Consider the following 25,948-nt stretch of genomic DNA (forward strand, 5'->3'; position numbering starts at 1 on the left):
CATAACTTACTGAAAATTATAATTAATCAGAGGTCTTCCGATGTCCACTACGCTGCTGTTATCCATCGCGCTGGTCAGCGTGATTCTGCTGTTGTTGCTGGTGATCAAAGCCAAAGTCCATCCCTTTATTGCTCTGCTGATTGCCAGCCTGTTTGTGGCCATCACCACCGGTATTCCGGCCGAAAACATCATGAAAGTGATTCTGGGCGGGATGGGAAGCCTGCTCGGCAGTATTGCCGCCATTATCGTGCTGGGCGCGATACTGGGTGCGATCATTGAGACATCGGGCGGTGCGGATCGGCTGGCGAACCGCTTTGCCCGGCTCTGCGGGCCACAGCGCATGGTCGCTGCGCTGACGACCGTCGCCTTCATCCTGGGGCTGCCGGTATTTTTTGACGTCGGATTTATCATCGTGGTGCCGCTGATTTACGGTTTTACCAAAGTGATGCGCGTCTCGCCGCTGAAATTCGGCTTACCGATGGCGGGGATGATGCTGATGGTGCATGTGACGGTGCCTACCCATCCGGGCCCGGCAGCGGCGGCGGGCCTGCTGAATGCGGATCTTGGCTGGCTGATGATGACCGGTATCGCCCTGTCGATCCCCACGGGCATTGTCGGTTACTTCGTAGCGAAAGTGTTAAACCGCAAAAAATATCACCTCTCCGTTCAGGTGCTGGAGCAGCTGCAGCTGACGGAACCCTCCGGCCAGACGACGCCGGACAGCAACAAAGAGGCGCCGGGCGCGCTGCTGATTTCGGGCTTAATCGTTCTGCCGATCCTGCTGATTATGCTCGGGACCCTGCTGCCGCCGCATCTGACCCCAGGCAGCCTGCCATTGCAGATCCTGACGCTTGTCGGGTCACCGGCGGTCGCGCTGCTGATCACGCTGGCGCTCGCCGCCTGGCTGCTGGGACTGCGTCGCGGCTGGACGACAGAAAAGCTGGAGACGCTGTCGAACAACGCTATCTCCACCGCGGCGGGCGTGATTTTAGTGTCAGGAGCCGGGGGCGCGTTTGGTAAGGTGCTGGTGGAGTCGGGCGTCGGCAAAGCGCTGGCCGGTTCCCTGCAGACCATTCATCTGCCCCTCATCCCGGCGGCGTTTATTCTCTCTCTGGCGCTGCGCGCCTCGCAGGGCTCGGCAACGGTCGCGATTGTGACAACCTGCGGACTGCTCAGCACCGCCGTCACCGGACTGGGCGAGATGCAGCTGGTGCTGGTCGCGCTCTCCGCCTGTTTCGGTGCGCTGGGGCTGTCACACGTCAATGATTCCGGTTTCTGGGTGGTTACCCGCTATCTCGGGCTGTCGGTCGCTGACGGGCTGCGCAGCTGGACGGTACTGACGACATTGATGGGACTGTGTGGTTTTGCGCTGACCTGGGGGGTGTGGACGCTGCTGTAATTCGCGCTGTTTTAACAGAGAGAAGTCTGACCCGGCACAGGTGGCCGGGTCGATGCGTTCCGGGGCTCAGGAAACCAGCTCCTGAGCATAAAGATAGAGAGCCTTCAGCAGCCCCAGCTTCCCGGCATCCCCCTCATGCAGGTTAGCCAGACTCTCCAGCTCCTGCATAAAGGCCTGTACCCGATCGCCGTTAAGCACTTCACGGCGATGCTGCAGCCAGCGCTGCTGCTCGGCATCATCCAGCGTGCCGGGGAAGTTACGCGCGCGATAGCGGAACAGCAGCTTCGCCACCCGTGCACTCTCAAAACTCAGATCCAGCGCAGGCAGGTTAGCCGGGGCGGTCTGCCGGATGATGTTCATTCCGGCGCGGTCGGCATCACTGAAGAAACCATCATAAAGCTGGGTGTCCACGTCGTCTGACGGCGTAAAAGGTTCGGCCTCGGCAAACAGCGTAACCAGTTTTTCCCGCACTTCGGGCTGCTGACGCAGCAGGGCCAGATTATCCAGGCAGTGCTGACGATCGATATTTAACCGGGCCGCATCCTCCGGCCGCAGCGTACTGGCAGGGGCCAGCACCGGGCACTTGTTGATGTGCACCAGTTTTACCGGCACCGCAGGCAGATCGCCGAGGTCATTTTTCGGCGTATAAAGCCGCTCACGCAGCGTGTCGGCATCCAGCTGCAGCAGCGGCGACATGTCACCGGCCAGATCGACCACGATCAGCGCATTACGGTTATCGGGATGCCAGGCCAGCGGCACAATCCAGCTGGTGTTGCCGCGCGCCGCGCCGAACATGCCGGAGACGTGAACCAGCGGTTTCATCTGCGGAATATCGATCAGGTTCATCAGCTTGTTTTTGTTTCGATGGGTAAACAGAAACGAAAACAGCTTCGGCTGCTTCTCTTTAACCAGCTTCGCCATCGCCAGCGTGGCATAGACATCGGACATCGCATCGTGCGCATTTTCATGCGCCACACCGTTGGCTTTGGTCAGATGTTCCAGCCGGAAGCTGGGAAAACCCTCCTCGTTTTCCGGCCAGTTGATGCCTTCCGGACGCAGTGCATAGCAGGCACGCATAACGTCGAGCAGATCCCAGCGTGAGTTGCCGTTTTGCCAGCTCCAGCCATAGGGATCGAAGAAGTTGCGATAGAAGATATTACGCGTTACTTCGTCATCGAAACGGACATTGTTGTAGCCCACCACACAGGTCTGCCCGGTGGTGAACAGGGTATGAATACGCTCAGCAAATTCTGCTTCACTGACGCCGCGGCTCATCGCTACCTGCGGCGTAATGCCGGTGATCATGACCGCTTCAGGCTGGGGCAGGTAGTCATCAGGCGGACGGCAGTAGAAGACCTCGGGTTCGCCCACCGGATTGAACTCGCTGTCGGTGCGCAGGCCAGCAAACTGAGCGGGCCGATCCCGCGACGGGCTGGTGCCAAAGGTCTCATAATCGTGGAAGAGGAAAGTAGGCTCTACGCGGTCGTTATTCAAATTTCATATCCGTTCATTGCGTTCACTGACTTAATGAACAGCGCGCGATAAAACGGCGCGCTGTTCGCTCTGTATCGGGTTGCCCGCCGCTGGGTGAGTGAATGTCGTTATCTGACGAAAGCTTCCGTTGTGCAGTGCCAGTATAGCGGCCCGGGCGGCGTCTGAGGCTATCCCTGTATGGTAAACCATATTGCGGCGTGACAGAAACGCCAGCCAGGTTGGCAGACGTCGGTGCTCATCCCGGCCCCGGCTGTCTGGCTTCTGCGCCTGCCTGAGCGGCGATTTTTTGCTGATTCTGAAGCGGCCACGCCTGAGGCAACGAAGCAGTCCGGGGGCAGGGTAGTGACCTCCTTCTGAGTACCGGGGTTAAGCCTGTGCGAGGGAAGGTATCCGGTCACACCACTGACAGGCAGAGGGGAATAATGCGTTAAAACGGCCGCAGACGCGCAAGCAACGTGCTTCAGCGCCAAAATAAGAACCCGCCAGACATCACCTGCAATCGGCCAGACCAGTTCATACTTTTTTTCAATTTAATCAAACCTTCACAACGCTTTTGCCGTAAAACGTGCGGCTGTTTCCGTTTCGATTTAGAAATTTTCTCCCGTGCAATTAAGGATGAAGTGTTGAAAAGGCGTCTGCTGTTCACCGTTACCGCTACTGTTTTCTGGACCTCGCTGGCACAAGCTGATGCGATTCCCTTTCCTGTTACGCCTCCGGCGATTGATGCGGCGTCCTGGGTCCTGATGGACGCCACGACCGGCCAGGTTCTGACCGCGGGCAATCCTGATGAACGCCGTAATCCCGCCAGCCTGACCAAACTGATGACCGGCTATGTGGTGGATCGCGCTATCGACCAGAAGAAAATCAGCCGTGATGATATGGTCACCGTCGGGAAAGATGCCTGGGCGGCGGGTAACCCGGTATTCAAAGGCTCCTCGCTGATGTTCCTGAAGCCCGGCGACAAGCTCAGCGTCCGGGACTTAAGCCGCGGCGTGATCATCGATTCCGGTAATGACGCCTGTGTTGCGCTGGCTGACTACGTGGCGGGCAGCGAGGCAAACTTTGTCGGCATGATGAACCACTATGTCGAAAAACTTGGCCTGCAGAACACCCATTTTGAAACGGTGCATGGTCTGGATGCACCGGGCCAGTACTCCAGCGCGCTTGATATGGCGAAACTGTCACGCGCCATTATCGATGGTGAGCCTGACTTTTATGCCATGTACAGCGAGAAGACCCTGAGCTGGAACGGCATCACCCAGAACAACCGCAACGGCCTGTTGTGGGACAACAATCTGCATGTTGACGGGCTGAAAACCGGTCATACCGAGACCGCGGGCTTTAACATCATCGCCTCAAACGTGGTGGGCAAGCATCGCCTGATCGCCGTTGTCATGGGCGGCAAAAGCCCGAAAGGTCGCGAAGAGCAGGCGCGTAAGCTGCTGGTCTGGGGTCAGAACACCTTTGACACCGTTCAGCTGTTCCACGCCGGTAAGAAAATCGGCAGTGAAAACGTCTGGTACGGCAATCCGCATCAGGTCGATGTGGGCACCGCAGACGATGTTTATCTCTCTCTGCCGCGCAGCGAAGTGCAGAACGTGAAGGCGAAATATGTCATCGACCGCAAAGATCTGGAAGCCCCGCTGAAGGCCAATGAGGTCATCGGTGAAATCCAGGTGATGGATAAGGATCAGGAGATTGCGCACTATCCGCTGGTGGCGCTGAGCGCGGTCGAACCGGCAGGCGTGATCACCCGTCTCACAGACTATCTGAAGCAGAAGTTCTGATCAGCCGGTTACCGGTTTATCAACGGGCAGCCTGCAGGCTGCCCGTTTTACGTTCTGCCACATGAGCTGTGCCTGTTACCAGCAGCCAACAAAGGTTAAAAAACCTGGTTGCGTTGTTTTTATCTTGCGGCCAGTGATGTGAGGTGAATGTTGATAATTGTAAGGGAACGTCAAAACCGATTTGAAACCGCAGGGCGATGCTGAGTCTGCGCCTGATTCAGGGTTAAGATAGCCGCATCATCATCCCGCAACCGGAAAGTCACTTTGCGTTCTGACAAGCCTATCTCAAAACTGGAGTTCTGGTTTTATCGCCACTATCGCTCCGTCCACGGCGTGCGCATTGCCATCGCCTTTATACTCTGCTTTATCTTTGTCCGGGCGACCGGGATCCCGGAAGGCACCTGGCCGCTGATTACGCTGGTGGTGGTGATGGGGCCTATCTCGACCTGGGGAAATGTCTTTCCGCGCGCGCTGCAGCGCATCAGCGGCACGGTGGCGGGCTCCATCTCCGGCCTGATTGCCCTCAAGCTGGAGCTAATCTCCATGCCGGTGATGCTGGCCTGGTGCGGTCTTATCATGGTGATCAGTGGCTACCTGACGCTGGGCAAACATCCCTATATGGCGCTGTTAATCGGCATCACCCTGAGCGTGGTGGTGGGGGCACCGACCGGTGATTTCACCGTCGCCCTGTGGCGCGGCGGCGATGTCATTCTGGGATCGCTGATGGCGCTTTTGTTTACCGCGATCTGGGCGCAGCGTGCCTACACCCACTGGCGCATTCAGCTCTCCGACACCCTGGCGGCCATGGCGAAAATCTATCACGCCGGTTTTTCGCCTAACCTGGTTGAAAAGCCGCGCCTCAATAAGCCGCTGGGCAAACTGCTGAGCAGCGTCATCAAAATGCGGGCGCTGCTGGAGCCCTCCAGCAAAGAGACGCGTATCCCGAAGTCGGTGCTTGAAGCCATTCAGACCATAAACCGTAATATGGTTTACACCATTGAGATGCAGATTAATGCCTGGTGGGCCTCACGCGAGAGCCATCTGATCATGCTTAACGCGCCCGCGCTTCGCCGTATGCAGCAGATGACCGAGAACACGCTGCGGGCGCTGTCGGTGATGGCAACAGAGGGCGTTACGGATGAGGTGGTGGCGAACAGTCATGAGCTCACCGAAATCAGCGCTGAGCTGCGGCGGCTGATCGCCGATGCGCGTAACGACGGACTGGAGGAGACGCCCATTTACGGTTACGTCTGGCTGACGCTGGAACTGGCGAAACAGCTGGAGCGGATGACAGACCTGATGCGCATGGCGCTGCGCAAATAATCACCTCAGACAATGACTTAATGTGAAACCGGGTTTCTTTGCGCTAAGATAAGAGCCAGTCTGAATTTAGCTGTGAAAATTGCTTACCTGGCGGGCTAGCCGCTAAGCTGATCGTTTTGACTCTCTCCCTGCGTCAGCAGGCTCAAAGAAAGGTGCCATCATGGAAAATGCCAAGCAATCATTTCAGGACGTACTGGAGTTCGTTCGTATGTTCCGCCGCAAAAACAAGCTGCAGCGTGAAATTGTCGACAACGAGAAGAAAATCCGCGACAACCAGAAGCGCGTACTGCTGCTGGACAACCTGAGCGAATATATCAAGCCGGGCATGAGCGTAGAGGCGATTCAGGAAATCATCGCCAGCATGCGTGTTGACTATGAAGATCGCGTGGATGAGTACATCATCAAGAACGCCGACCTGTCGAAAGAGCGCCGCGAGCTGTCGAAAAAAATCAAAGCGATGGGCGTGGGCGAACACCCAAAAGCCTGATGTCAGCCGGTTGCGCCTGAAAGCGCGATCGGTCTGAGGCGAACCCGCATCCACTCTGGTGATGCGGGTTTTTTGTTGCCTGTCACCCGGCGGTTTACTCGCCTGCCAGCCTGCGGGCAATCTCCTGCAGCTGCTGCGACAGCGCCGCGAAATCGGCCCGCTTATCACCCGGCGCCGCCGTGGTCTCACGGATCACCAGCGTGGGTTTCAGCGCATCGTTTTCCGGCTCTCTGCCCTGCAGCCGGGCCAGCATCCGCTCAACGCTTTGTGCGCCCAGCGCGTGCAGATCCTGCCGAACCGTGGTCAGCGGCGGCTGATACCAGGCGCTTTCGGCCGTATCGTCATAGCCAATCACCGAGATCTCACCCGGAATCGCCACGCCATACTGATGCAGCGCGCGCATCGCACCCAGCGCCATCTGGTCGTTGGCCACCAGCAGCGCCTGCGGCAGGTTCGCGGGGAGCTGCGCCATCAGCGCCTGATAGCCGGACTGTGCGCTCCAGTCACCGCGCAGCGAACAGTGCGGTGTTAACTGATGTCCGGCCAGCGCCTCACGCCAGGCGTTCTCACGCTGGCGGGCCGAGACCGACCGCTGCGGCCCGTTCAGCAGGCCGATCTGACGATGACCCAGCGCCACCAGATGCTCAACGGCGGCACGCGCACCAGCGTCGTTCGGATACTGACACTGCGCCACGGCGGCGTGAGGTTCCACATCCAGAAACAGCACCGGCTTGCTGCCACACAGGCGCTGAATCTGCTGCGCCGCCTCCGCCTCCAGCGGCAGGTTGATCAGCAGCCCATCGACGCGCTGTGCCAGCAGTTCATTGACGGTAGCGGCCGCATCGTTGCCGCTGTCCATCGCAATCACCAGATGATACCCGGCGCTGGCGGCACGCTGCTGAATCGCTGAGGCGATCTGCGCCGGGGCCATCAGGGCCAGGTCGCTGGTGGCGAGACCCAGGGTGCGCGTTGCTTTGCCTGCCAGCTGCTGCGCCACACGATTCGGCACATAATTGAGCTGCTGCATCGCCGCCTCAACCTTTTCCCGCGTGCGGAGAGAGACCTGTTGCGATCGATTTAAAACACGTGAAACGGTCTGGTATGAGACGCCAGCCAGTTGAGCGACATCATCGAGGGTCACAGAGCGGGAAGTCATTGAACTCTCCATAAAATAGAGCGATGAGTGTAGCAAATTTTCCCGCTGTGCTGCTGCTGTACGCCACACTTTCACCGCCACGCGGGCCGGATGCACTGCGGCATCCGGCCCGCGCAGTCATGCAGCCCGGGAGATTATCGCTGCTGCAGATAGACCTGCAGGTTCACATCCACGGCATTCAGCAGGGGCGTGACGAGGCTGTGGCGTTTTGCCCGCAGCAACAGGTCGCCAATCACCTGATCGGCCTCAATATCATAGCCCTGGGTCAGATCGCGGTACATGGAGGAGGTCATCGGCGTCGCCGGGTTGTTCAGCAGTTCATAAATCCGGGCGGTCGCTGCCGGACGCGGCTGATAACCTTCGGCGGTGATGACGCTCAGGATCTCGGCAAAAACGGCCTGTAACAGGGCTTCGCCACCGCGCGAGGTGAGGATCTGCCGGGTGTCCCCGCGCGCCAGGCAGCAGACTGCGCCGAGCGTACTGAGCAGCAGCCACTTCTCCCACAGCTCATCCATAATGTTATCGCTGAAGCGGGTATCGACCCGGGCCCCGCGCAGCGCCGCATCAACCCGCTGCAGCCGCTCATCGTTATGGCCATCCAGCGCGCCATAGTAGATCTGATGCAGCGGCGTCATCTGGATCACTTCGCCATTGTCACCCAGCGTGGCGTTGATTTTGCACAGGCCGCCGATCACCTTATCCTCGCCAAAACGCTGTTGCAGCGTGGCGATATGCCGCATTCCGTTGAGAATCGGCATGATCAGCGTCTCCGGCCCGACTGCAGGCGCAATGTCATCCATCACCTGCGCAAGGCCAAAACTTTTTACCGTCACGATAATCAGGTCATAGTGGCCCGTCAGGGTGCTGGCCTGAGCCAGCTGCGGCTGCAGCGTCTCCGTGCCCTGCGGCGTATTTAACACCAGCCCATGCTCACGAAGCTGCTGATACCGCCGCTCGCGTACCAGAAACGTAACGTCCTGGCCCGCCTGCGCCAGTCGGCCACCGAAATATCCGCCGGTCGCGCCAGCCCCTGCCATCAGAATGCGCATTTCACTCTCCCTCTGCTGAAAACCTCTACCTTAGAACGGTGTGACCGGGCTTGCCAGCGTTTAGCGCGACAGGGCGGCGGCGGGGGAGAGATCCGTCACGCAGGTCAGAGCCGGGTGATGCCCCGCGCGGCGGCCTGCTCTTCCCATGCCTGTACGATCTGATAGTCGTGACGCTGCACCGGGCTGAATCCGCTTATCAGGCTGGCGTCGCAGACGCGCCGCCAGACGGGATCGCTGACCAGCTGATGCAGAACCGCACGTAATATGCTCAGCCGATCCGCAGAGGTCGTGGCGGCCGTGATCAGCGGTAATCCGGGCGCGGCCGGCGTTTCACCGATGATATGCAGACCGCGCAGTTCGTCCGGCGCATAGCGTGCCAGCAGCGCCCAGCTCACGCAGTCGATCGCCGCTATATCGGCCCGCGCCTCCCGTATCGCCGCCAGCGACAGACGGTGGCCGCCGCTCAGCAGCAGCCGGGAAAAGGTTATGCCCTGACGCGCTGCCATCCAGCGCAACGCATTGTAGCCGGAGTGTGAATCCAGGCTGTTCGCCACCGCCCGCTGGCCGTGAAAGTCAGCCAGCGTTGCCTGCGGATCCCGCGCGACCAGCCAGCTGCGATAATCCCGCCCGCTGCAGCCCGGTGCCTGATAGTGAAACGTGCCGACCACGCCGACCGCAGGAAGCTGGTTCATCAGCGGATACCCGCAGGTCTGACTCAGCAGCAGGCGGTCATCCCGCCAGTGCGTCAGCAGATCTTCGGGCCAGACGGGTTGCGCCTCTGTTCCGTGCTGCGCCAGCAGGCTGACTATCGCCTGCATCAGAGAGTGCGTGGCGGGGGGATGAATCGCGTACATCGGTAACGCGAGCAGGTGATGCATCGCTGTTCTCCCGTGGCGGGTATCGGCCATCTATCGCCACCTCAGATCGTGGCCATCAACAGCATAAAGCCCGCCGCAGAGTTCCTGACGCGGGACATGGATCAGAGGGTAGCGCAGATTCAGCGACGAAACAGGCGAAGCTGACACCGCAGCGTCGCTATGTCGAAAATCCTGAATATGGCGCTGAAAGATATTGACTATCAGTAGCGGCGCAGAGGGCGTAACCTTTGCACATCAGAAATCGCCTCTGTTCACGGGCATGTCAGGCCCGTCAGGAGAAACACAGATGAAAAATATTGGCTTCTTATCTTTTGGTCACTGGACGCCGTCGTCGCAGTCCGCCACGCGCACCGCGCAGGATGTGCTGTTGCAGTCGATCGACTTAGCGGTAGCCGCCGAAGAGCTGGGCGCAGATGGTGCCTACTTCCGCGTTCACCATTTTGCCCGTCAGCTCAGCTCGCCGTTTCCGCTGCTGGCCGCTGTGGCGGCACGCACCAAAAAAATTGAAATCGGCACCGGCGTGATCGACATGCGCTACGAGAACCCGCTCTATATGGTCGAGGATGCCAGCGCGGCAGATCTCATCTCCAACGGTCGTCTGCAGCTGGGGCTGAGCCGCGGTTCCCCCGAGCAGGTGATCGATGGCTGGCGCTATTTTGGCTTCGAGCCGAAAGCGGGTGAGAGCGATGCGGACATGGGCCGCCGTCACACCGAAGCGTTTCTGGAGGTCCTGCGCGGTGAAGGTTTTGCTAAACCGAATCCACAGCCGATGTTCCCGAATCCACCGGGACTGCTGCGCCCTGAGCCGCTCTCTGAAGGACTGCGCGACCGCATCTGGTGGGGCTCCGGCTCCAATGCCACCGCAGAATGGGCGGCAAAAATGGGGATGAACCTGCAAAGTTCGACCCTGAAAGATGACGAAACCGGTGAGCCGTTCCACATTCAGCAGGCGAAGCAGATCCGCGCCTACCGTGAAGCCTGGAAAGCGGCGGGGCATCAGCATACGCCCCGGGTTTCCGTCAGCCGCAGCATCTTTGCGCTGGTGAATGATATGGACCGCGCCTACTTTGGCCGCAGTGGCAACGATCGGGATTCCGTGGGCTTCCTCGATGAGAAAACCCGCGCCATCTTCGGGCGCAGCTACGCCGCTGAACCTGAGGTGCTGATCAAGCAACTGGCGCAGGATGAGGCGATTGCCGAAGCCGATACGCTGCTGCTCACCGTGCCAAACCAGCTCGGCGTGGCCTACAACGCCCATGTGATCGAGGCGATTCTGAAGTACGTCGCCCCGGAACTCGGCTGGCGTTAAGGCTCTGACAGCGTGCCCGCGACCGTCGGGCGCGCTTTATTTGCCTCTTTTTTCACGAATTTTCCGCATCGCCCTCTCTCTTTTTCTCCTGTTCAGCTGCATCCCGGTCGGCCTCTGGCGCTCCGCTGACACCCGTCTGCGTGACTGTGACAGAGTCAGCGAATTGTGATCCTGGCAATCATCAGCGGGTTGTGAAACCGCGACGGTCAGAATAGTCTCAGGGGGCGGCTGCCGCTTCGCTGTCCTCGTGAGCGCTGCGATCGGCGTCGGTTCATTGTTTTCAGCTTTTGAAGAAGGCGTATAAAAAGGTAAAAGCTATCAAACAGATAGGATGAGACAGGTGTGCGATCCTGAAAATCCTCTATAGAGTAGCGATGAAAATACAAAAAAGAGGTGTGACCATGAGCAATTCCATTGATGAAGATGCAAAAGATGCCAAGCCTATCGCCGAAGCCGATCGCGAAGCGCCCGAGAGCAAATGTCCTTTTCATGCAGGTAAATCTGCTCAGCCGAATCAGGCGCCGGGTGGCGGCACCACTAACCGCGACTGGTGGCCGAACCAACTCCGTGTTGACCTGCTGAACCAGCACTCATCCCGTTCCAATCCGCTTGATGACGCCTTCGATTACCGTAAAGAATTTGCAAAACTGGATTACGCTGCGCTGAAAGCCGACATCAAAGGGCTGCTCACCGAGTCTCAGGCCTGGTGGCCGGCCGACTGGGGCAGCTATATCGGCCTGTTTATTCGCATGGCCTGGCACAGCGCCGGAACCTATCGCTCCGTTGACGGACGCGGTGGTTCAGGTCGTGGTCAGCAGCGCTTCGCTCCGTTGAACTCCTGGCCGGACAACGTCAGTCTGGATAAAGCGCGTCGCCTGCTGTGGCCCATCAAGCAGAAATATGGTCAGAAGATCTCCTGGGCGGACCTCTATATCCTCGCGGGCAACGTCGCGCTGGAAAACTCTGGCTTCCGCACCTTCGGCTTCGGTGCCGGTCGTGAAGATGTCTGGGAACCGGATCTGGATGTGAACTGGGGTGAAGAAGCCGCCTGGCTGGAACATCGTCATCCTGAATCCCTGGCGCAGTCGCCGCTCGGCGCGACTGAAATGGGTCTGATCTACGTGAACCCGGAAGGCCCGGAACACAGTGGGGATCCTGCCTCTGCTGCCCCGGCGATTCGTGCGACCTTTGGCAACATGGGTATGAACGACGAAGAGATCGTGGCGCTGATCGCAGGTGGACATACGCTGGGTAAAACCCACGGTGCCGCCCCAGCCAGCCACGTGGGTGTCGACCCGGAAACCGCGCCAATCGAAGCCCAGGGTCTGGGCTGGGTGAGCAGCCACGGCAGCGGTGTCGGTGCCGATGCGATCACCTCCGGTCTGGAAGTGATCTGGTCGCAGACGCCGACCCAGTGGAGCAACTACTTCTTCGAAAACCTGTTCAAATATGAGTGGGTTCAGACCCGCAGCCCGGCCGGTGCGATTCAGTTTGTCGCGGCGGATGCCCCGGAAATCATTCCGGATGCGTTCGACAGCGCGAAGAAACACAAGCCGACCATGCTGGTTACCGATCTGACGCTGCGCTTTGATCCGGAATTCGAAAAAATTTCGCGTCGTTTCCTCAACGATCCGCAGGCATTTAACGAAGCCTTTGCCCGCGCGTGGTTCAAACTGACGCACCGCGATATGGGGCCGAAAGCGCGCTACATCGGACCTGAAGTGCCGCAGGAAGATCTGATCTGGCAGGATCCGCTGCCTGCACCGGTGTTCCATCCGACCGTTGCGGACATCGCGCAGCTGAAAGAGAAGATTGCTGCCTCCGGCCTGAGCGTCAGCGAACTGGTGTCGGTGGCCTGGGCTTCGGCCTCGACCTTCCGTGGCGGTGACAAACGTGGCGGTGCCAACGGCGCGCGTCTGGCCCTGCTGCCGCAGCGCGAATGGGACGTTAATGCCGTTGCCGCGCGCGTTCTGCCAACGCTGGAAGCCATTCAGCGCGAAGCTCACAAGGCTTCACTGGCGGATGTGATTGTGCTGGCGGGTGTGGTCGGTGTGGAGCAGGCGGCGAAAGCAGCGGGCGTCCAGATTGATGTGCCCTTTACCCCTGGCCGGGTGGATGCGCGTCAGGATCAGACCGACGTTGAGTCGTTCAACCTGCTGAAACCGCGTGCAGATGGTTTCCGTAACTACGGCACCGGTTATGGCAAAACCACTACCGAAAGCCTGCTGATCGATAAGGCGCAGCAGCTGACGCTGACCGTACCGGAGTTAACGGTGCTGGTGGGCGGGATGCGTGCGCTGGGCGCTAACTTTGATGGCAGCCAGCACGGTATCTTCACACAGCATGTCGGTTCACTGAACACTGACTTCTTTGTGAATCTGCTGGATATGCGCACCGAATGGAAAGCCGCCGATAACAGCAATGAGGCGTTCATTGGCCGCGATCGCGTCAGTGGCGAAACCCGCTTTACCGCCACCCGCGCCGACCTGGTATTCGGTTCCAACGCGGTGTTACGTGCCTCGGCGGAAGTGTACGCCAGCAGCGACGCCCGCGAAAAATTCGTCAGAGACTTTGTGGCCGCCTGGACCAAAGTGATGAATCTGGATCGGTTTGAACTCTGATCGCTCTGAAGGCTGAAACCGTGTGACCGACCACTGCACCCCAAACGCTGGCATGCCAGCTGAGTAGGGTGCAGTTTTTTATTCTCTTCTTTCCGTCAGCCCGCACTCTGTCATCAGCATGTGAATGCGTGGCACTCCTTTTATCCGTCTGACATCACCCTCCGGCCCGACACTAGCCAGAAGCGTTCGTTAATGGCGTAAAGGACTGGCCACAGGCCATTCTGAAGTGAGTCTCTGAAAGGGGGAAACGCGAGCCAATAAAAAACCCGCTCAGGTTTCCCTGAGCGGGTTTCTCGAATCTGGCTCCTCTGACTGGACTCGAACCAGTGACATACGGATTAACAGTCCGCCGTTCTACCGACTGAACTACAGAGGAATCGTTTGAACGGGGCGCATAGTAACGGCCCCGCCTGGTCATGTCAAAGCTCTTTTTCATAAATCTTTCTGACTGCTGAAATAGTCGCCACTTCGGCGCGCAAAGCCCGCAAAGTGCGCCTCAGCCGGCTGATAAAACTGCCGGAACCGGCGGAAAAACTGAGGTGTTTATGAGGTGTTCTGACGCGGCACGACGCTTGTCAGACGGCATCAGGCGTGATTTTAACGGATACTTTTTTACTGCCGTCACAAACTGCTGTTTCCGGCTTTGTCAGCCGCAGAGACGAAACGTAGATTTCATTTCAACCTGAACTGAATTCCCGGAGTTGAAATGAACAGAGTCAGAATCGGCATGATCGGTAGCGGCTACATCGGGCGCTGCCACGCGATAGCCTATGCACAGGCCCCGACCGTGTTTGCGCTGAAAGGCGAAATCGTGCGGGAGATGCTGGCCGAGGTGAATCCTGAGCTGGCGGCCCGCCAGGCCGCAACCTTTGGCTTTGCCCGCTCGACGGGCGACTGGCGCGCGCTGGTCAGCGACCCGGCCATTGACGTGGTGGACATCTGCGCACCGAACTTCCTGCACAAAGAGATGGCGCTGGAGGCGATACGGCACGGTAAGCATGTCTATTCAGAGAAGCCGCTCTCCCTGAGCGTGGCGGATGCGCAGGAGATGGTGGCGGCCGCGCAGGCCGCCGGGGTCAAAACCCTGGTCGGCTTTAACTACATGAAAAACCCGACCAGCCAGCTGGCAAAAGAGATTATCGCGGGGGGCGAGATCGGTGAGGTGGTGCATTTCTACGGCACCCATAATGAAGATTACCTTGCCCGCGCGGAAACGCCGCTCGACTGGCACTGCCAGAAAGCGCTGGCGGGACTGGGCGCGCTGGGCGACCTTGCGGCGCATATCGTTAACATGGCGCACTATCTGGTGGGCGAGATTGCAGAGGTCAGCGGCGACATGATGACCGTCATTACCTCAAGGCCGGATCCGAAAGCGCCAGGAGAGCGGCTGCCGGTAGAGAACGAGGATCAGGCCAGCGCGCTGCTGCGGTTCAGCAACGGGGCGCACGGGGTGATTGAAACCTCACGTATCGCCTGCGGGGCAAAAATGGGACTGACCTATGTTGTTACCGGCACCAAAGGCACGCTGCGCTATACGCAGGAACGCATGGCCGAACTGGAACTCTATCTGCATGATGAGCCTGCGGGGCGACAGGGGTTTAAAACGCTGCTGACCGGGCCTGCTCATCCGGACTACGCCAGTTTCTGCGTCTCCGCCGGACATGGCATCGGCTTTAACGATCAGAAAACGGTAGAGATCCGCGACCTGATCAACGGCATCGCGGCGGGTGATCGGATGTGGCCTGACTTTGCGGAGGGTTTACAGGTTCAGAAAGTGCTGGAAGCCATTGCGCAGTCTGCGGAGCAGCGCCGCTGGACCAGCGTGTAACAGCCGGCACGAAAAAGCAAAAGGGGATTCAGGCGGGCAGGGCGGGAAACCGGGGTCTCCCGCCGTGTGCATCAGATCAGGCCGCTTTTTTCCCACCAGAGTCTGTCGAGCGCATAAAAGCGGTCACGCTCAGTTTCGGGCTGGTTGAGATCGCGTTTCCACGGCTTGGCCAGAATATAGTGCAGGTTCTTCACCTGATTATCCTGCCAGAGACCGCTGTGCTGGAACGGCAGCGTTTTCAGGGCGTTGTAGATATAAGAGAGCGGTTTCCAGCGTTCGGCAAAGACTTCATTCAGCAGATCCTGCTCGGAGAAGGGATAGGCGCTGAGATCGTCAATGTCGGCAATACGCTTTTCCAGCTCATCGAACACCGCATTATCCGGTTCAAGCACCAGAAAACCGCCATTCAGATAGACGTCCAGCTCCGCAGGGGCCGTTTCGCCGCGCGCCTGCCAGGTATAATGGCACTGCTCGGGCTGCCACTCTGGCGGATAAGAGGCGATCTTATTCGGATTGCAGCGGCAGGCATGGCAGGCAGCCAGCGCATTCTCTCCGAGATCCAGACTAAACAGCTCATCCATGTTTTTCAGCACCAGCATGTCGGCATCCAGAAATACCACGCGCTGATAATCGGTGAGCTGCCAGGCGCGCAGTTTGGTCCAGACTTCACCGAACTGCGCCGACGCGTAATGCTGCGCCAGGTCGTCACGCGGGTAGAGCGGCTCGACCGGTTTAATCACACAGCCCGCATCCTGCAGGATCTGACAGTCAGCCTCAGAAATCGCAGGCGTGGTCATCACCACCAGCGGCCACGCGCTCTGGCTCTGTTGCAGCGAACGGTGCAGCGCTTTGACGCCCACCAGATAATCGGGTTGTGTTAACAGCGTTACCCAGGCAAACATAGTGTTCCTCAGTCAGTCAAAAAGTGGCGTGATGTAGTCATTGCCCAGCCGACCCTGAGGATCGAGCTGGCTGCGCAGGGCGCGGAAGGCGTCCCACTGCGGATAGAGCTCACGCCAGTTATAGTGCTTTTCATCGTAATATTTGCCCCAGTGCGGGCGGCCACCCTCTTCGGCCAGCAGTTTTTCCACTTCGGTCAGGAAGTGCAGCCCCTCCTGCGACAGCGAACCGTCGTCGGCGTAATAGACCACAAAGCCAAAGAAGCAGGTGGGCTGATCCGCCGCCGGGCTGAGCCATGCGGATGACGCGCCGGTGCAGCGCAGGATAATCGGGTAGTGCATGTGCGGACGATTCTCCGCATACCACGCCTTGATCCGGCGGATAATGGCGGGCGTTTTCGCCAGCGGCACGCCGATTTCCACGTTGATCTGCGGCACCGCAATCCCGCGGCAGAAGAGCTGGTAGATATCCCCGGTTACATCAGTGAAGTCGCGGAAACGGGTGACGGTGCGAAACTGCTTGCCGCCCTTGCCCTGAATCTGCGTATCGCGGTGCATGTGCGCCAGCGTCTGATCGATGGTGTCATTGAGGCTTTCGTCGACCTCACCCTCATGTTCCACCACCTGACGGCCCTGTTCTTCGTAGCGCTGACGCTCTTCATCACTGGCTTCGTGCGCGTTCCAGACGTGCATCAGGTTGTCGTCCACAAACCACCAGGCTTTGCTCAGCATGTAGTCGTCGTTCCAGCGCAGCAGATCCTCTTCCAGCGTATCGGCAGAAACGGCATTTTTGTGGCAGGTGAAGATGCGGAACGGCTGCGTGCGCAGCGTCACCGCCGTCACGATCCCCAGCGCGCCCAGCGACACCTGCGCCGCCGGAAAATCGGCCTCGCCGCGCACAAACTCGCGTACGCTGCCGTCGGCCAGCACCATCCGTATGGAGAGCGCCTCATCGGCTATCGAACTCTGCTGCAAACCCTGCCCGTGGGTGCCGGTTGCCATCGCACCGGCCAGCGTCTGAATCGCAATGACGCCTGGTGACGACGCCAGCATGCGATTCATGTCGGTCAGGCGGCGATAAACCTGCTCCAGCGGCGTCGCGCCCGCAAAGGTGACGCTGTGGTCGTCACTGGCAATCAGGCCGCGCAATGCGCTGAGATCAAGCAGCAAATCGTCTTTGCCGACGTTCAGCATGCGGCCCGGCGAAAGCTTGCTGCCAATCACCCGAATCTGACCGCGTGACGACTGGATTAACTTCTGTAACTCCGCTTCGCTGGCGGGGCGGCGGACCTGGTTGCGTGTGCCGATTTGCGCATTCTGCGCCCAGTTCCACAGCGCATCATCGTCGGGTTCAACATGGGTCTGGCGAAGCGGATAGAGGCGTGCGTCTCTGCTCACAACAGCGTTCCTTTTACATGGTTTAATGACATAGATTTACTAAGCGTAGACCATGAGTAAGCGGAGCCCGGGCCGCGCACTATTATTTGCGGATATAGCGGAGTGTGGCAGTGACAGCCAGCTGACGATTGCGCCGGATACTCTCCTCTTCGCTGTTGTCCGGCGTGAAGAGGGCGCTGAAGGTATAGCGGTTTGAGACATGATGCACACAGATGCTGCTGATCAGGCGATGAACATCGAGAGTTTCGACGTCGGTCGTGAAGATCCCCTGCTGCTGGCCGCGCGACAGGATGTCATCCAGCAGATCGAGCGCGCTGCGGTTAACGGTTTTAATCTGCGGCGACTGGGTGATGTAGCGGCCGCGCAGCAGGTTCTCGCTGCAGACCAGCCGGATAAAATCGGGATGGGCGACGTGATAATCGAAACTCGCCTCGACCAGGCGCGTCATCGCCAGCTCCGGCTCCATCGCCGCCAGATTGAGACCCGTTTCATGCTGGCGAATCTGCTGATAAACCTGTTCCAGCACCTCAATGTAGAGCTGTTCCTTGCTGCCAAAGTGATACACCACCATGCGTTTGGTGGTCTGCGCATGTTCGGCAATCTGCTCCAGCCTGGCGCCCTGCATCCCGAACTCCGCGAAGGTTTTCAGTGCGCCGGCAATGATGCGTTTCTTCAGCCCTTCAGGGTCATTTTTACGTTTTGTTAATTCAGACATGGTGCTCAACAGGATAATTTTGACCGGGGAATGGTAGCACAGTGTGCAGGGGGAACCCGCTATCGCCGGGGCCGTAAATGCGGGAGCCTGGTACAGTCCGGACGATTACGGGTATAATCCGGGGAATAATTTCACAGGTTCAGAGACGACAATGACAAAACTCACCTTGCAGGAGCAGATGCTGAAAGCGGGACTGGTATCCAGCAAAAAGATGGATAAGGTTAAGCGGACCGCGAAAAAATCCAGGGTTCAGGCCCGCGAAGCCCGGGCGGCGGTGGAAGATAACAAAAAGGCCCAGCTTGAGCGGGATAAGCAGCTGAATGAGCAGCAGAAGCTGGCGGTGCTCTCGAAAGAGTACCGGGCGCAGATCAAACAGCTGATCGAAATGAACAGAATCGAGGTTTCGCGCGGCACCATCAGCTTTAACTTCACCGACAACAACCTGATCAAAAAGATCATGGTCGATAAGCCGACGCAGACTCAGCTGATCAATGGCCGTCTCGCCATCGCCCGTCTGGCGGGGGAGAAAGAGGGTGAAAACCCGTACGCTATTATCCCGGCCAGCGTGGCGGACAAAATCGCCCAGCGTGATGCCAGCGCCATCGTCTTAAACAGCGCACTGAGTGAAGAGGCTGAGGACGAAGATGATCCCTATGCGGACTTCAAAGTTCCGGACGATTTGATGTGGTAAGGCCCGGGCGGGTCAGAACGGACTGGGCGCGGAGAACGTCATGCGTTCGCCGCTGACCGGATGCGTCAGCGTCAGTTCGCTGGCGTGCAGCATCAGCCGCGCTGCCTGCTCTGCACCCGGCGGTAACCTGCCGCCATAGAGATCGCAGCCCAGAATCGGATGGCCCAGTTGCTGGCAATGAATGCGCAGCTGATGGGTGCGTCCGGTTTCCGGCGTCAGCACAACCCGTGTCACCGGCAATTCCCCGTTGCCATTCCCCGGAAAAAATCCCCGCTCCATGACCCGATAGCGTGAACGCGCGGGTTTACCTGCGACTGCACAAATCACCATTCTGGGAAACTGCGCCGGATCTTTCGCTATCGCGGCCTCAATCACCCCATCATCATCGGCCAGATGGCCGCACAGCAGGGCCTGATAGCTTTTGCTGACGCCACGCTGGCTGAACTGCTGGCAGAGCGCTGCGTTAATCGCCTTATTGCGTGCCACCACCATCAGCCCGGACGTGCCAAAGTCGAGCCGGTGAACCAGCGTACAGCCGGGAAAACGTGCCACCAGCCGGTGATGCACGGAGTCGAGATTAAGCGGATTTTTACCGGACAGGCTCAGCAGCCCGCTGGGTTTATTGATAACCAGCAGATGCGCATCCTCAAAAATCAGGGTAATCGCCGCATCACAGGGCGGGGCAATGAACGTATCGTTAATGGCAGACATCGGGCAACCAGCAGGAAAAGGGCAGCGGATCATACCCGATTGCCGGGCCCATGACGATGCCGTCAGGCCGTGACGCTCCGATCAGGATCCGTCGCTTTCGGTTACCACGGAGACGCTCACGGGCTGCGAGGCAAGGTGGCCATAAGCTGTCACAACGGAGCAGACCGTCGCCGCCAGCAGCGTGAGAAGAACAGAAAGTTTCATGGGGGTGCCCGCAAGCTGGAGAATCAGCAAGTCTGACAGGCAGAGCGGAGCGCGACAAACAGAACAATCCGGAAAAAACATTAAGTACATTTGTTCAGCAGGTTACGCGATTATTAGTGATTTATTCGGGCAGTTCTTCTTTTTACGACTACAGTCTCTGGTGAGGTTGTCATCAATTCGTACCTAATGGAGGATTTTCTGTGTTAATTCAAAACGACGAGAAAGGCCACGTCATTATTGGTGAAGCGGCACTTAGCCTTGCCCTGGGTGAAAAAGAAATCAGTATCGCAACACTCTTTACTCAGCTGGGTTACATGGCGAAATCTGAAAGCAACCCGTCTCGGCTGGCGCAAATCTCCGAGGCCAGAAGCTGGCTGAGTAGTTTTAAGTCACCGACGGTTGCTCAACAGCAGGTGCCGTACCTGCAGACACTTGCAGGCCTGAACGACGAACTGAACTAGCAGCAACTGAACTGACGCCAGTGGACGTAGTCCGGCTCCGGCCGGAAAACGACGAAGCGGACGACCTCATCGGTTGCGCGAGAGCGTATACCGGCCGGAGAAACTGTCAGGGACGACACTCCTCCAGCCACACTGCCTTTTCTTACCTGAGCCTGGCCCCTCACAGAACCTCTTCAGACGCTGGCCAGACGGTTTCAGCTCTCACCAACAACCATTACGTTCACTTCAACTGCATCTTCGCAGACGTGCCTGTTCATCAGAGACGTGTCAGGCGGGGAAGCGATCCCGGCCAGCCGCATTTCTGCAGGGCTGGCGGGCGGCTGATGCAAAAAGCGGCCTGACCTGCCGTCAGAAGCTTTCCCAGCCGGCATCTGACGAGGCTTTAGCTGCCGGCATGGCGGGCACCAGGCGTGGCGTTACGACTGGCGCAGCCCGGCTGATGCTGTGCTGCACCGCCGAGAGGCGGAATACCGCGACCGTTTTTTCCAGCTCATCGGCCTGAGATTCCAGAGACGTGGCGGCTGCGGATGACTCCTCCACCAGCGCAGCGTTCTGCTGAGTCGTGGAATCCATCTCCGCCATGGCGGTGGCGATCTGGGAAATACCGCGGTTCTGCTCATCCGAAGCCGCAGCAATCTCACCCATAATATCCTTAACCTGACTGACCGAACGCACGATGTCATTCATGGTCGTTCCGGCGCGTTCCACATAGTCAGAACCATCATGCACCCGATCGAGTGACTCGCGGATCAGCGTTTCGATCTCTTTCGCAGCCAGCGAACTGCGCTGGGCAAGGTTACGCACTTCTCCGGCCACTACCGCAAAACCGCGGCCCTGTTCACCGGCACGTGCGGCTTCAACAGCGGCGTTCAGCGCCAGGATGTTGGTCTGGAAAGAGATGCCGTTGATGACGTTAATGATCTCGCCGATTTTGCCTGAGCTCTGACTGATGTTGTTCATGGTGGTGATCACGTCGCGGATAATTTCCCCGCCGCGTCCGGCATTAACCGACGCGTCCGTCGCCAGCTGGCTGGCATGATGGGCGTTTTCCGCATTCTGCTTCACGGTAGAGGAGAGCTCTTCCATGCTGGCTGCCGTCTGCACCACGGCGGCAGACTGCTGTTCGGTGCGGGAGGAGAGGTCGGTATTGCCTGCCGCAATTTCGGCTGAGGCGCGTGCCACGCTGCTGACGCCATCCCGTACTTTGGTAATGATGGTCTGCAGGCTGGTGCTCATATCATCGACGGCCTGCATCAGCTGGCCCAACTCATCTCCCCGCGAGCTGTTGAGCGAGGTGGTTAAATCCCCTTCGGCAATGCGCTGGGCCACATTCAGTGTCTCTTTGATTGGACGTGTAATGCTGCGGGTAATCAGCCACGCAATCAGCAGACTCATCACGACACAAATCAGTGACGCAAAACCAATGCGCCACTGGGCCAGCTTGATAAAGGCGGCGGAAGAGTGGGACTGGAAGGCAAAGATATCGGATACCGCGGCGTTAAGTCGCTCTGCGCTGGTGGTCAGTTCTGCGGAGTCGCTTTTTTCTTTCTCTGCAGCTGCGAGGTAGAGCGTAACCGGCTGGCGCTGCTGGGCCAGCATGGTAAGGACGGCGCGGGTGAGATCGTTGATCGCCGGCTGGTTGAAGCCGTTCAGCTGCTCACTCAGGGTGGTGATGACAGTATATTTGTCGATGACCGCGTCACGGCCCGCCTCGGAGGGTTGTGCCAGAAACGTTTTTTCCGTATTCACCACGTCGAATAACGCAGCGGCCAGGCGGAAAACCGGGAGCGCGGCATCAGGCGTCTGAGCCAGATCCAGCGATTCGAGCTGATGCGCCACGGCACTCAGCTGGTCGGTTTTAATTAATTCCAGATCGCGGTTGGTTGACTGAGCGGAGGCCACGAACTTCTCGCGCTGTTTCAGATACTGATCGAGCAGTTGCCCCATTGCGGTGACTTTCTGCTGGCCGGTTTCATCCCATTCAAAGGCAGAAAGACGTTTATAGAGGGTTTCCAGCTCGTTCAGCGCCTGAACGTTCAGCGCGGCAAACTTAGGATCTTTGGTGTACTGGAAAAGGGTGCGGTTCAGGCGCGCCTTGCTGAGGGTGTTGACCATCTCGACCGTCACCGTTCGCCGGGCGGAGTTGTCTTTGATACTGCGGAAACAGTCGAAAGCCATAAAGGTAATAGCAAGCGAAGCCGCGATGACGAGAATAAATCCGGCGCCCAGTTTTTTTCCGATTTTAATATCAGAGATGCGTTGAGAGAGGCCCATAGGTTTTACCTTTAGTGATAAGCAGAGAACAGAAAAATGATTAAATTTAAGGCTGATCTTCTTATCGTCCGCTATCAAAAAACCTTTAAGTTTATTTACCTTTAAGCCGGTAAATTTATTAATGAGATCCCCAGGGTTTAACGGCGAGGTTAACTGTCTGCCAGTGGATCCATTCTTTATTTAAATTTATGATTTATAATAATTTATTTAAGGGTGGCACAGCTAAGTTAATACATTTTTAAGACCGTTTTAAAAACATTGATCATGATCAATTTAATCAACATTAAGTGTAAAAATGGAGCGCAGGGGATAAAAGATTTCAGCGATACTTATCAATATAATGATAAGGATCTTAATCTTTAGCCTTTTAATGCAGTGAACTCCCCAGCTCCGCACCCGTTATTGTTTCTTTTGATCTTTATTGCCGGGATCTGTGCCTTTATTTGCAGCCTGTCCGCTCCGCTTAAAACAGCGCCACCTCGCTATTACCGGATTTCAGCAAAGGAGTGCCATTTTTAGCATTTGTGATCGCCGTCGGTCTTCACTGAGAATGACAATCGAAGGTTACGAGAATGATAAAAGTGCTGAATTCCTCGTTTAATCAAACTTTCAGCGCTGAACGGTCACGATCATTTTTCCCTCTGGGGGGAACAGTTTAACTATCAGGAGAAAGGTTCCAGTGAAATTTATAAAAGGAATGTCCGTGTTAGCTCTGGCGCTCAGCGCACAGGCCAGCTTTGCCGCCGAACCCTCAGTGCCTGCGGAGAGCAGCGTGCATGTTAACGCGGATCCGGCGCTGAAGAGCCTGCTGCCTGCTGATATTCTCAAACGGGGTTACATCGTGGCAGGAACCAATCCCAACACACCGCCGACGACCTTCTATAAAGAAGATAATAAAACGCTGGCCGGTCGTGAAATTGACATCATGAATGCGGTAGGTGAGCGTCTGGGTATCGCCGTGCAGTGGCGCGACACCGGCGGCTTTGACAATATTATTCCCGGTCTGAAAACCGGACGTTATGACGTCGCGCTGTCAAACATCAATGCCACGCCAGCCCGCCTGAAACAGATCGACTTCGTCGGTTACTACAGCGCCAGTCTGCTGGGCATTATCTCCCGCAAAGATGCGGGTGTAACGCCTTTTAAATCCCTGAACGATGTGTGCGGCAAAGAGGTTGGCGCTGGCTCCGGCACTACCCAGGTGATGCGGCTGGAAGAGGCCAGCAAAGCCTGTGAGACAGCGGGTAAGCCACCGATCAGGGTCGCGATATTCCCGGATCGTCCGGCTGGCGTGCAGGCGGTGGTCAGCGGGCGGGTTCCATTCTTCCTCGGCCCTTATGAGGGGCTGCTGTGGCAGACCAAAGTGATCAAACCGCTGACCATGAGCGGCGAAATCACCGTCAGCGATGCACCGGTTTCTGTAGCGTTTCCAAAAGCCTCCCCGCTGGAACCAGCCGTGCAGGCGGCTCTGAATTCGTTAATCAAAGATGGCAGTTACCGGAAAATCCTCGATAACTGGGGAATCGGATTCGGTGCCGTAACCGAAGCGCGGCGCAATGAAGAGATTTTTAAATGAGCGAGATTCCGGACCACACTGACGACCTGAAAATCGTGGGCAAACGCTACTACGGACGCTGGCTGAGTGCGCTGGTGGTGCTGTTCTGCGTGGTGGCGATGGCACATTCGATGATTAACAACCCGCGTTTTGAGTGGGGGGTGATTGCGGAAAATTTTACGGCGCCCTCTATCCTGCAGGGTGTCATCATGACGCTGCAGCTCACCGTGATATCGGTGGTGCTGGGGTTCGCCTTTGGCACGGTGCTGGCGCTGATGCGCCTCTCCTCAAACCCTGTGCTGGCTGGGGTGAGCTGGGCTTACACCTGGTTCTTCCGGGGTGTGCCGATGCTGGTGCAGCTCTTTCTCTGGTACAACATTGCCGCCCTCTATCCCCGAATCGCGCTGTCCATTCCGGGGTGGGGGGAAATCTGGAGTGCGCAGTCTAATGCACTGGTCAGTCCGTTCAGTGCGGCGGTCATCGCGCTGGTGATGCATCAGTCTGCGTATGCCGCTGAAATTGTGCGTGCCGGTATCCAGAGCGTGGGCAACGGGCAGATTGAAGCCGCTCGCGCCCTGGGTTACCGCCCGGCGCAGATTTTCCGCCATACCGTCTTACCTCAGGCGATGCGCGCCATCCTGCCCCCGGCGGGCAATGAGATTATCGGCCAGCTGAAAACCACCGCCGTGGTCTCGGTCATCTCGCTGCAGGATGTACTGTTTTCGGCGCAGATTATTTATCAGCGCACCTATGAAGTGATACCGCTGCTGCTGGTCGCCACGCTGTGGTATCTGCTGATGACTTCCGTACTCTCTGTCGGTCAGTATTATGTCGAACGCTACTTTGGTCGCGGTGTGACGCGACGGGAGAGGCGAAGCCTGTTTGCGTCATTAGCGCGTGCTCCACTTCCCAAAACCCAGAGGAGCGTGAGCAATGGCTGAAGCAATCGCACTGCGCAAAGTCACCAAACGCTTCTCCGGTGTCACCATTCTTGATGAGGTTAACCTCGATATCCCTGCCGGATCGGTCACGGTAATCCTGGGGCCATCCGGTTCCGGTAAATCGACGCTGCTGCGCTGTATCAATCATCTCGAAAAGCTGGATGGCGGAACAATCCGCATCGGTGGCCAGATGGTGGGATACCGGCAAAAAGGTCAGGCGCTGCATGAACTCAGCAGCAGTGCGATTGCCCGTCAGCGTGCAGAAATTGGCATGGTGTTTCAGCAGTTCAACCTGTTTCCCCACCGTACCGTCTTGCAGAACATCACTGATGCGCCGATGCGGGTGAAAAAGCAGAGTCGCCATCAGGCCACCACCAAAGCGCTGGCGCTGCTGAAGCAGGTGGGGCTCTCTGGCCGCGAAGATGAGTGGCCACAGAATCTCTCTGGTGGTCAGCAGCAGCGCGTGGCGATTGCCCGCGCACTGGCGATGGATCCCGGCGTGATGCTGTTTGATGAGCCGACCTCCGCCCTTGATCCTGAGCTGGTGGGGGAGGTGCTGCAGGTCATTAAGCAACTGGCACATTCCGGTATCACGATGGTAGTTGTCACCCATGAAATCGGCTTTGCCCGTGAGGTCGCCGACAACATTGTGTTTATGGAGAATGGCCGGATTGTGGCAGCCGGCCCGACGCAGCAGGTTCTCGACGATCCAGACAACGGACGGGTCAGAAACTTCATTGCAACGGTGCGCTGAGCACCGTCTTTCAG

The 25,948-nt window shown here is 57.9% G+C and carries 21 protein-coding genes and 1 tRNA gene; 12 read left to right on the forward strand and 10 right to left on the reverse strand.

What is annotated here, in order from left to right; translation table 11 throughout:
* Positions 1-40 precede the first annotated feature (40 nt).
* Entirely contained in the window at positions 41-1,399 is a 1,359-nt protein-coding gene (locus tag J1C59_RS06980; RefSeq protein ID WP_140916869.1) for a GntP family transporter, read from the forward strand.
* Positions 1,400-1,465: 66 nt separating this feature from the next.
* Here J1C59_RS06980 and sbcB read toward each other — a convergent pair whose 3' ends face one another.
* Positions 1,466-2,893: an exodeoxyribonuclease I gene (gene sbcB / locus J1C59_RS06985; protein WP_128084534.1), complete on the reverse strand. Its 1,428-nt coding sequence runs from the start codon at positions 2,891-2,893 to the stop codon at positions 1,466-1,468.
* Positions 2,894-3,516: 623 nt separating this feature from the next.
* On the opposite strand from sbcB, the gene dacD reads away from it, so the two are divergent.
* From dacD to tmaR, 3 genes are all read left to right on the forward strand, one after another.
* Positions 3,517-4,680 (forward strand): serine-type D-Ala-D-Ala carboxypeptidase DacD, encoded by a 1,164-nt coding sequence (gene dacD / locus J1C59_RS06990; RefSeq protein ID WP_208721836.1) that lies wholly within the window; start codon positions 3,517-3,519, stop codon positions 4,678-4,680.
* A 264-nt stretch (positions 4,681-4,944) separates the two neighbouring features.
* A complete protein-coding gene (locus J1C59_RS06995; protein ID WP_128084532.1) occupies positions 4,945-6,003 on the forward strand; it encodes an FUSC family protein in 1,059 nt (352 codons plus the stop codon).
* Positions 6,004-6,163: 160 nt separating this feature from the next.
* The gene (tmaR, locus tag J1C59_RS07000) at positions 6,164-6,490 is read left to right on the forward strand and encodes a PTS system regulator TmaR (protein ID WP_004571340.1); all 327 of its coding nucleotides are present in this window, start codon (positions 6,164-6,166) and stop codon (positions 6,488-6,490) included.
* A gap of 94 nt (positions 6,491-6,584) precedes the next feature.
* Here the strand turns inward: tmaR and J1C59_RS07005 are convergent, their stop codons facing one another.
* The 3 genes from J1C59_RS07005 to J1C59_RS07015 all read right to left on the reverse strand — a co-directional run bounded on the left by J1C59_RS07005 (position 6,585) and on the right by J1C59_RS07015 (position 9,573).
* Complete coding sequence (locus J1C59_RS07005) at positions 6,585-7,646, reverse strand: LacI family DNA-binding transcriptional regulator (RefSeq protein ID WP_128084531.1); 1,062 nt, start codon at positions 7,644-7,646, stop codon at positions 6,585-6,587.
* 134 nt (positions 7,647-7,780) lie between these two features.
* On the reverse strand, positions 7,781-8,695 hold the full coding sequence (locus tag J1C59_RS07010) for a ketopantoate reductase family protein (RefSeq protein WP_128084530.1): 915 nt from the start codon (positions 8,693-8,695) through the stop codon (positions 7,781-7,783).
* A gap of 104 nt (positions 8,696-8,799) precedes the next feature.
* Positions 8,800-9,573, reverse strand: a complete 774-nt coding sequence (locus J1C59_RS07015) for a phosphate/phosphite/phosphonate ABC transporter substrate-binding protein (RefSeq protein WP_128084529.1) — start codon at positions 9,571-9,573, stop codon at positions 8,800-8,802.
* Between the two features lie 286 nt (positions 9,574-9,859).
* Here J1C59_RS07015 and J1C59_RS07020 point away from each other — a divergent pair, with 286 nt between their 5' ends.
* Both J1C59_RS07020 and katG read left to right on the forward strand, forming a co-directional pair.
* Complete coding sequence (locus J1C59_RS07020) at positions 9,860-10,882, forward strand: LLM class flavin-dependent oxidoreductase (RefSeq protein ID WP_128084528.1); 1,023 nt, start codon at positions 9,860-9,862, stop codon at positions 10,880-10,882.
* A 401-nt stretch (positions 10,883-11,283) separates the two neighbouring features.
* Positions 11,284-13,503, forward strand: a complete 2,220-nt coding sequence (gene katG / locus J1C59_RS07025; protein ID WP_128084527.1) for a catalase/peroxidase HPI — start codon at positions 11,284-11,286, stop codon at positions 13,501-13,503.
* 300 nt (positions 13,504-13,803) lie between these two features.
* On the opposite strand, the gene J1C59_RS07030 is transcribed toward katG, so the two are convergent.
* Positions 13,804-13,879, reverse strand: a tRNA-Asn gene (locus tag J1C59_RS07030).
* A 330-nt stretch (positions 13,880-14,209) separates the two neighbouring features.
* On the opposite strand from J1C59_RS07030, the gene J1C59_RS07035 reads away from it, so the two are divergent.
* Positions 14,210-15,331: a Gfo/Idh/MocA family protein gene (locus J1C59_RS07035; RefSeq protein ID WP_140916868.1), complete on the forward strand. Its 1,122-nt coding sequence runs from the start codon at positions 14,210-14,212 to the stop codon at positions 15,329-15,331.
* A 71-nt stretch (positions 15,332-15,402) separates the two neighbouring features.
* On the opposite strand, the gene J1C59_RS07040 is transcribed toward J1C59_RS07035, so the two are convergent.
* From J1C59_RS07040 to J1C59_RS07050, 3 genes are all read right to left on the reverse strand, one after another.
* On the reverse strand, positions 15,403-16,233 hold the full coding sequence (locus J1C59_RS07040; protein ID WP_128084526.1) for a glycosyltransferase family 8 protein: 831 nt from the start codon (positions 16,231-16,233) through the stop codon (positions 15,403-15,405).
* A 12-nt stretch (positions 16,234-16,245) separates the two neighbouring features.
* Positions 16,246-17,628 (reverse strand): D-arabinono-1,4-lactone oxidase, encoded by a 1,383-nt coding sequence (locus J1C59_RS07045; protein WP_140916867.1) that lies wholly within the window; start codon positions 17,626-17,628, stop codon positions 16,246-16,248.
* A gap of 82 nt (positions 17,629-17,710) precedes the next feature.
* Positions 17,711-18,343, reverse strand: coding sequence for a TetR/AcrR family transcriptional regulator (locus J1C59_RS07050; RefSeq protein ID WP_128084525.1), 633 nt, complete (start codon positions 18,341-18,343; stop codon positions 17,711-17,713).
* 151 nt (positions 18,344-18,494) lie between these two features.
* On the opposite strand from J1C59_RS07050, the gene J1C59_RS07055 reads away from it, so the two are divergent.
* Complete coding sequence (locus tag J1C59_RS07055; protein WP_128084524.1) at positions 18,495-19,034, forward strand: DUF2058 domain-containing protein; 540 nt, start codon at positions 18,495-18,497, stop codon at positions 19,032-19,034.
* Between the two features lie 12 nt (positions 19,035-19,046).
* On the opposite strand, the gene J1C59_RS07060 is transcribed toward J1C59_RS07055, so the two are convergent.
* Positions 19,047-19,745, reverse strand: coding sequence for an RluA family pseudouridine synthase (locus J1C59_RS07060; protein WP_128084523.1), 699 nt, complete (start codon positions 19,743-19,745; stop codon positions 19,047-19,049).
* Positions 19,746-20,149: 404 nt separating this feature from the next.
* On the opposite strand from J1C59_RS07060, the gene J1C59_RS07065 reads away from it, so the two are divergent.
* Positions 20,150-20,410 carry a hypothetical protein gene (locus tag J1C59_RS07065; RefSeq protein ID WP_128084522.1) on the forward strand — a complete coding sequence of 87 codons (261 nt, stop codon included), beginning with the start codon at positions 20,150-20,152 and terminating at the stop codon, positions 20,408-20,410.
* 348 nt (positions 20,411-20,758) lie between these two features.
* On the opposite strand, the gene J1C59_RS07070 is transcribed toward J1C59_RS07065, so the two are convergent.
* On the reverse strand, positions 20,759-22,684 hold the full coding sequence (locus J1C59_RS07070; RefSeq protein ID WP_128084521.1) for a methyl-accepting chemotaxis protein: 1,926 nt from the start codon (positions 22,682-22,684) through the stop codon (positions 20,759-20,761).
* Between the two features lie 697 nt (positions 22,685-23,381).
* Between J1C59_RS07070 and J1C59_RS07075 the strand changes: the two genes are divergently transcribed.
* The 3 genes from J1C59_RS07075 to J1C59_RS07085 are packed head-to-tail and all read left to right on the forward strand — an operon-like array spanning position 23,382 to position 25,934.
* Positions 23,382-24,260: an ABC transporter substrate-binding protein gene (locus J1C59_RS07075; RefSeq protein ID WP_242281389.1), complete on the forward strand. Its 879-nt coding sequence runs from the start codon at positions 23,382-23,384 to the stop codon at positions 24,258-24,260.
* Positions 24,257-25,180 (forward strand): amino acid ABC transporter permease, encoded by a 924-nt coding sequence (locus J1C59_RS07080; protein ID WP_128084519.1) that lies wholly within the window; start codon positions 24,257-24,259, stop codon positions 25,178-25,180. The genes J1C59_RS07075 and J1C59_RS07080 overlap by 4 nt, the downstream gene beginning before the upstream one ends.
* Entirely contained in the window at positions 25,173-25,934 is a 762-nt protein-coding gene (locus J1C59_RS07085; RefSeq protein WP_128084518.1) for an amino acid ABC transporter ATP-binding protein, read from the forward strand. The genes J1C59_RS07080 and J1C59_RS07085 overlap by 8 nt, the downstream gene beginning before the upstream one ends.
* Positions 25,935-25,948 lie beyond the last annotated feature (14 nt).

It is taken from the genome of Pantoea deleyi, assembly GCF_022647325.1.
GTDB classification, from domain to species: Bacteria; Pseudomonadota; Gammaproteobacteria; order Enterobacterales; family Enterobacteriaceae; genus Pantoea; species Pantoea deleyi.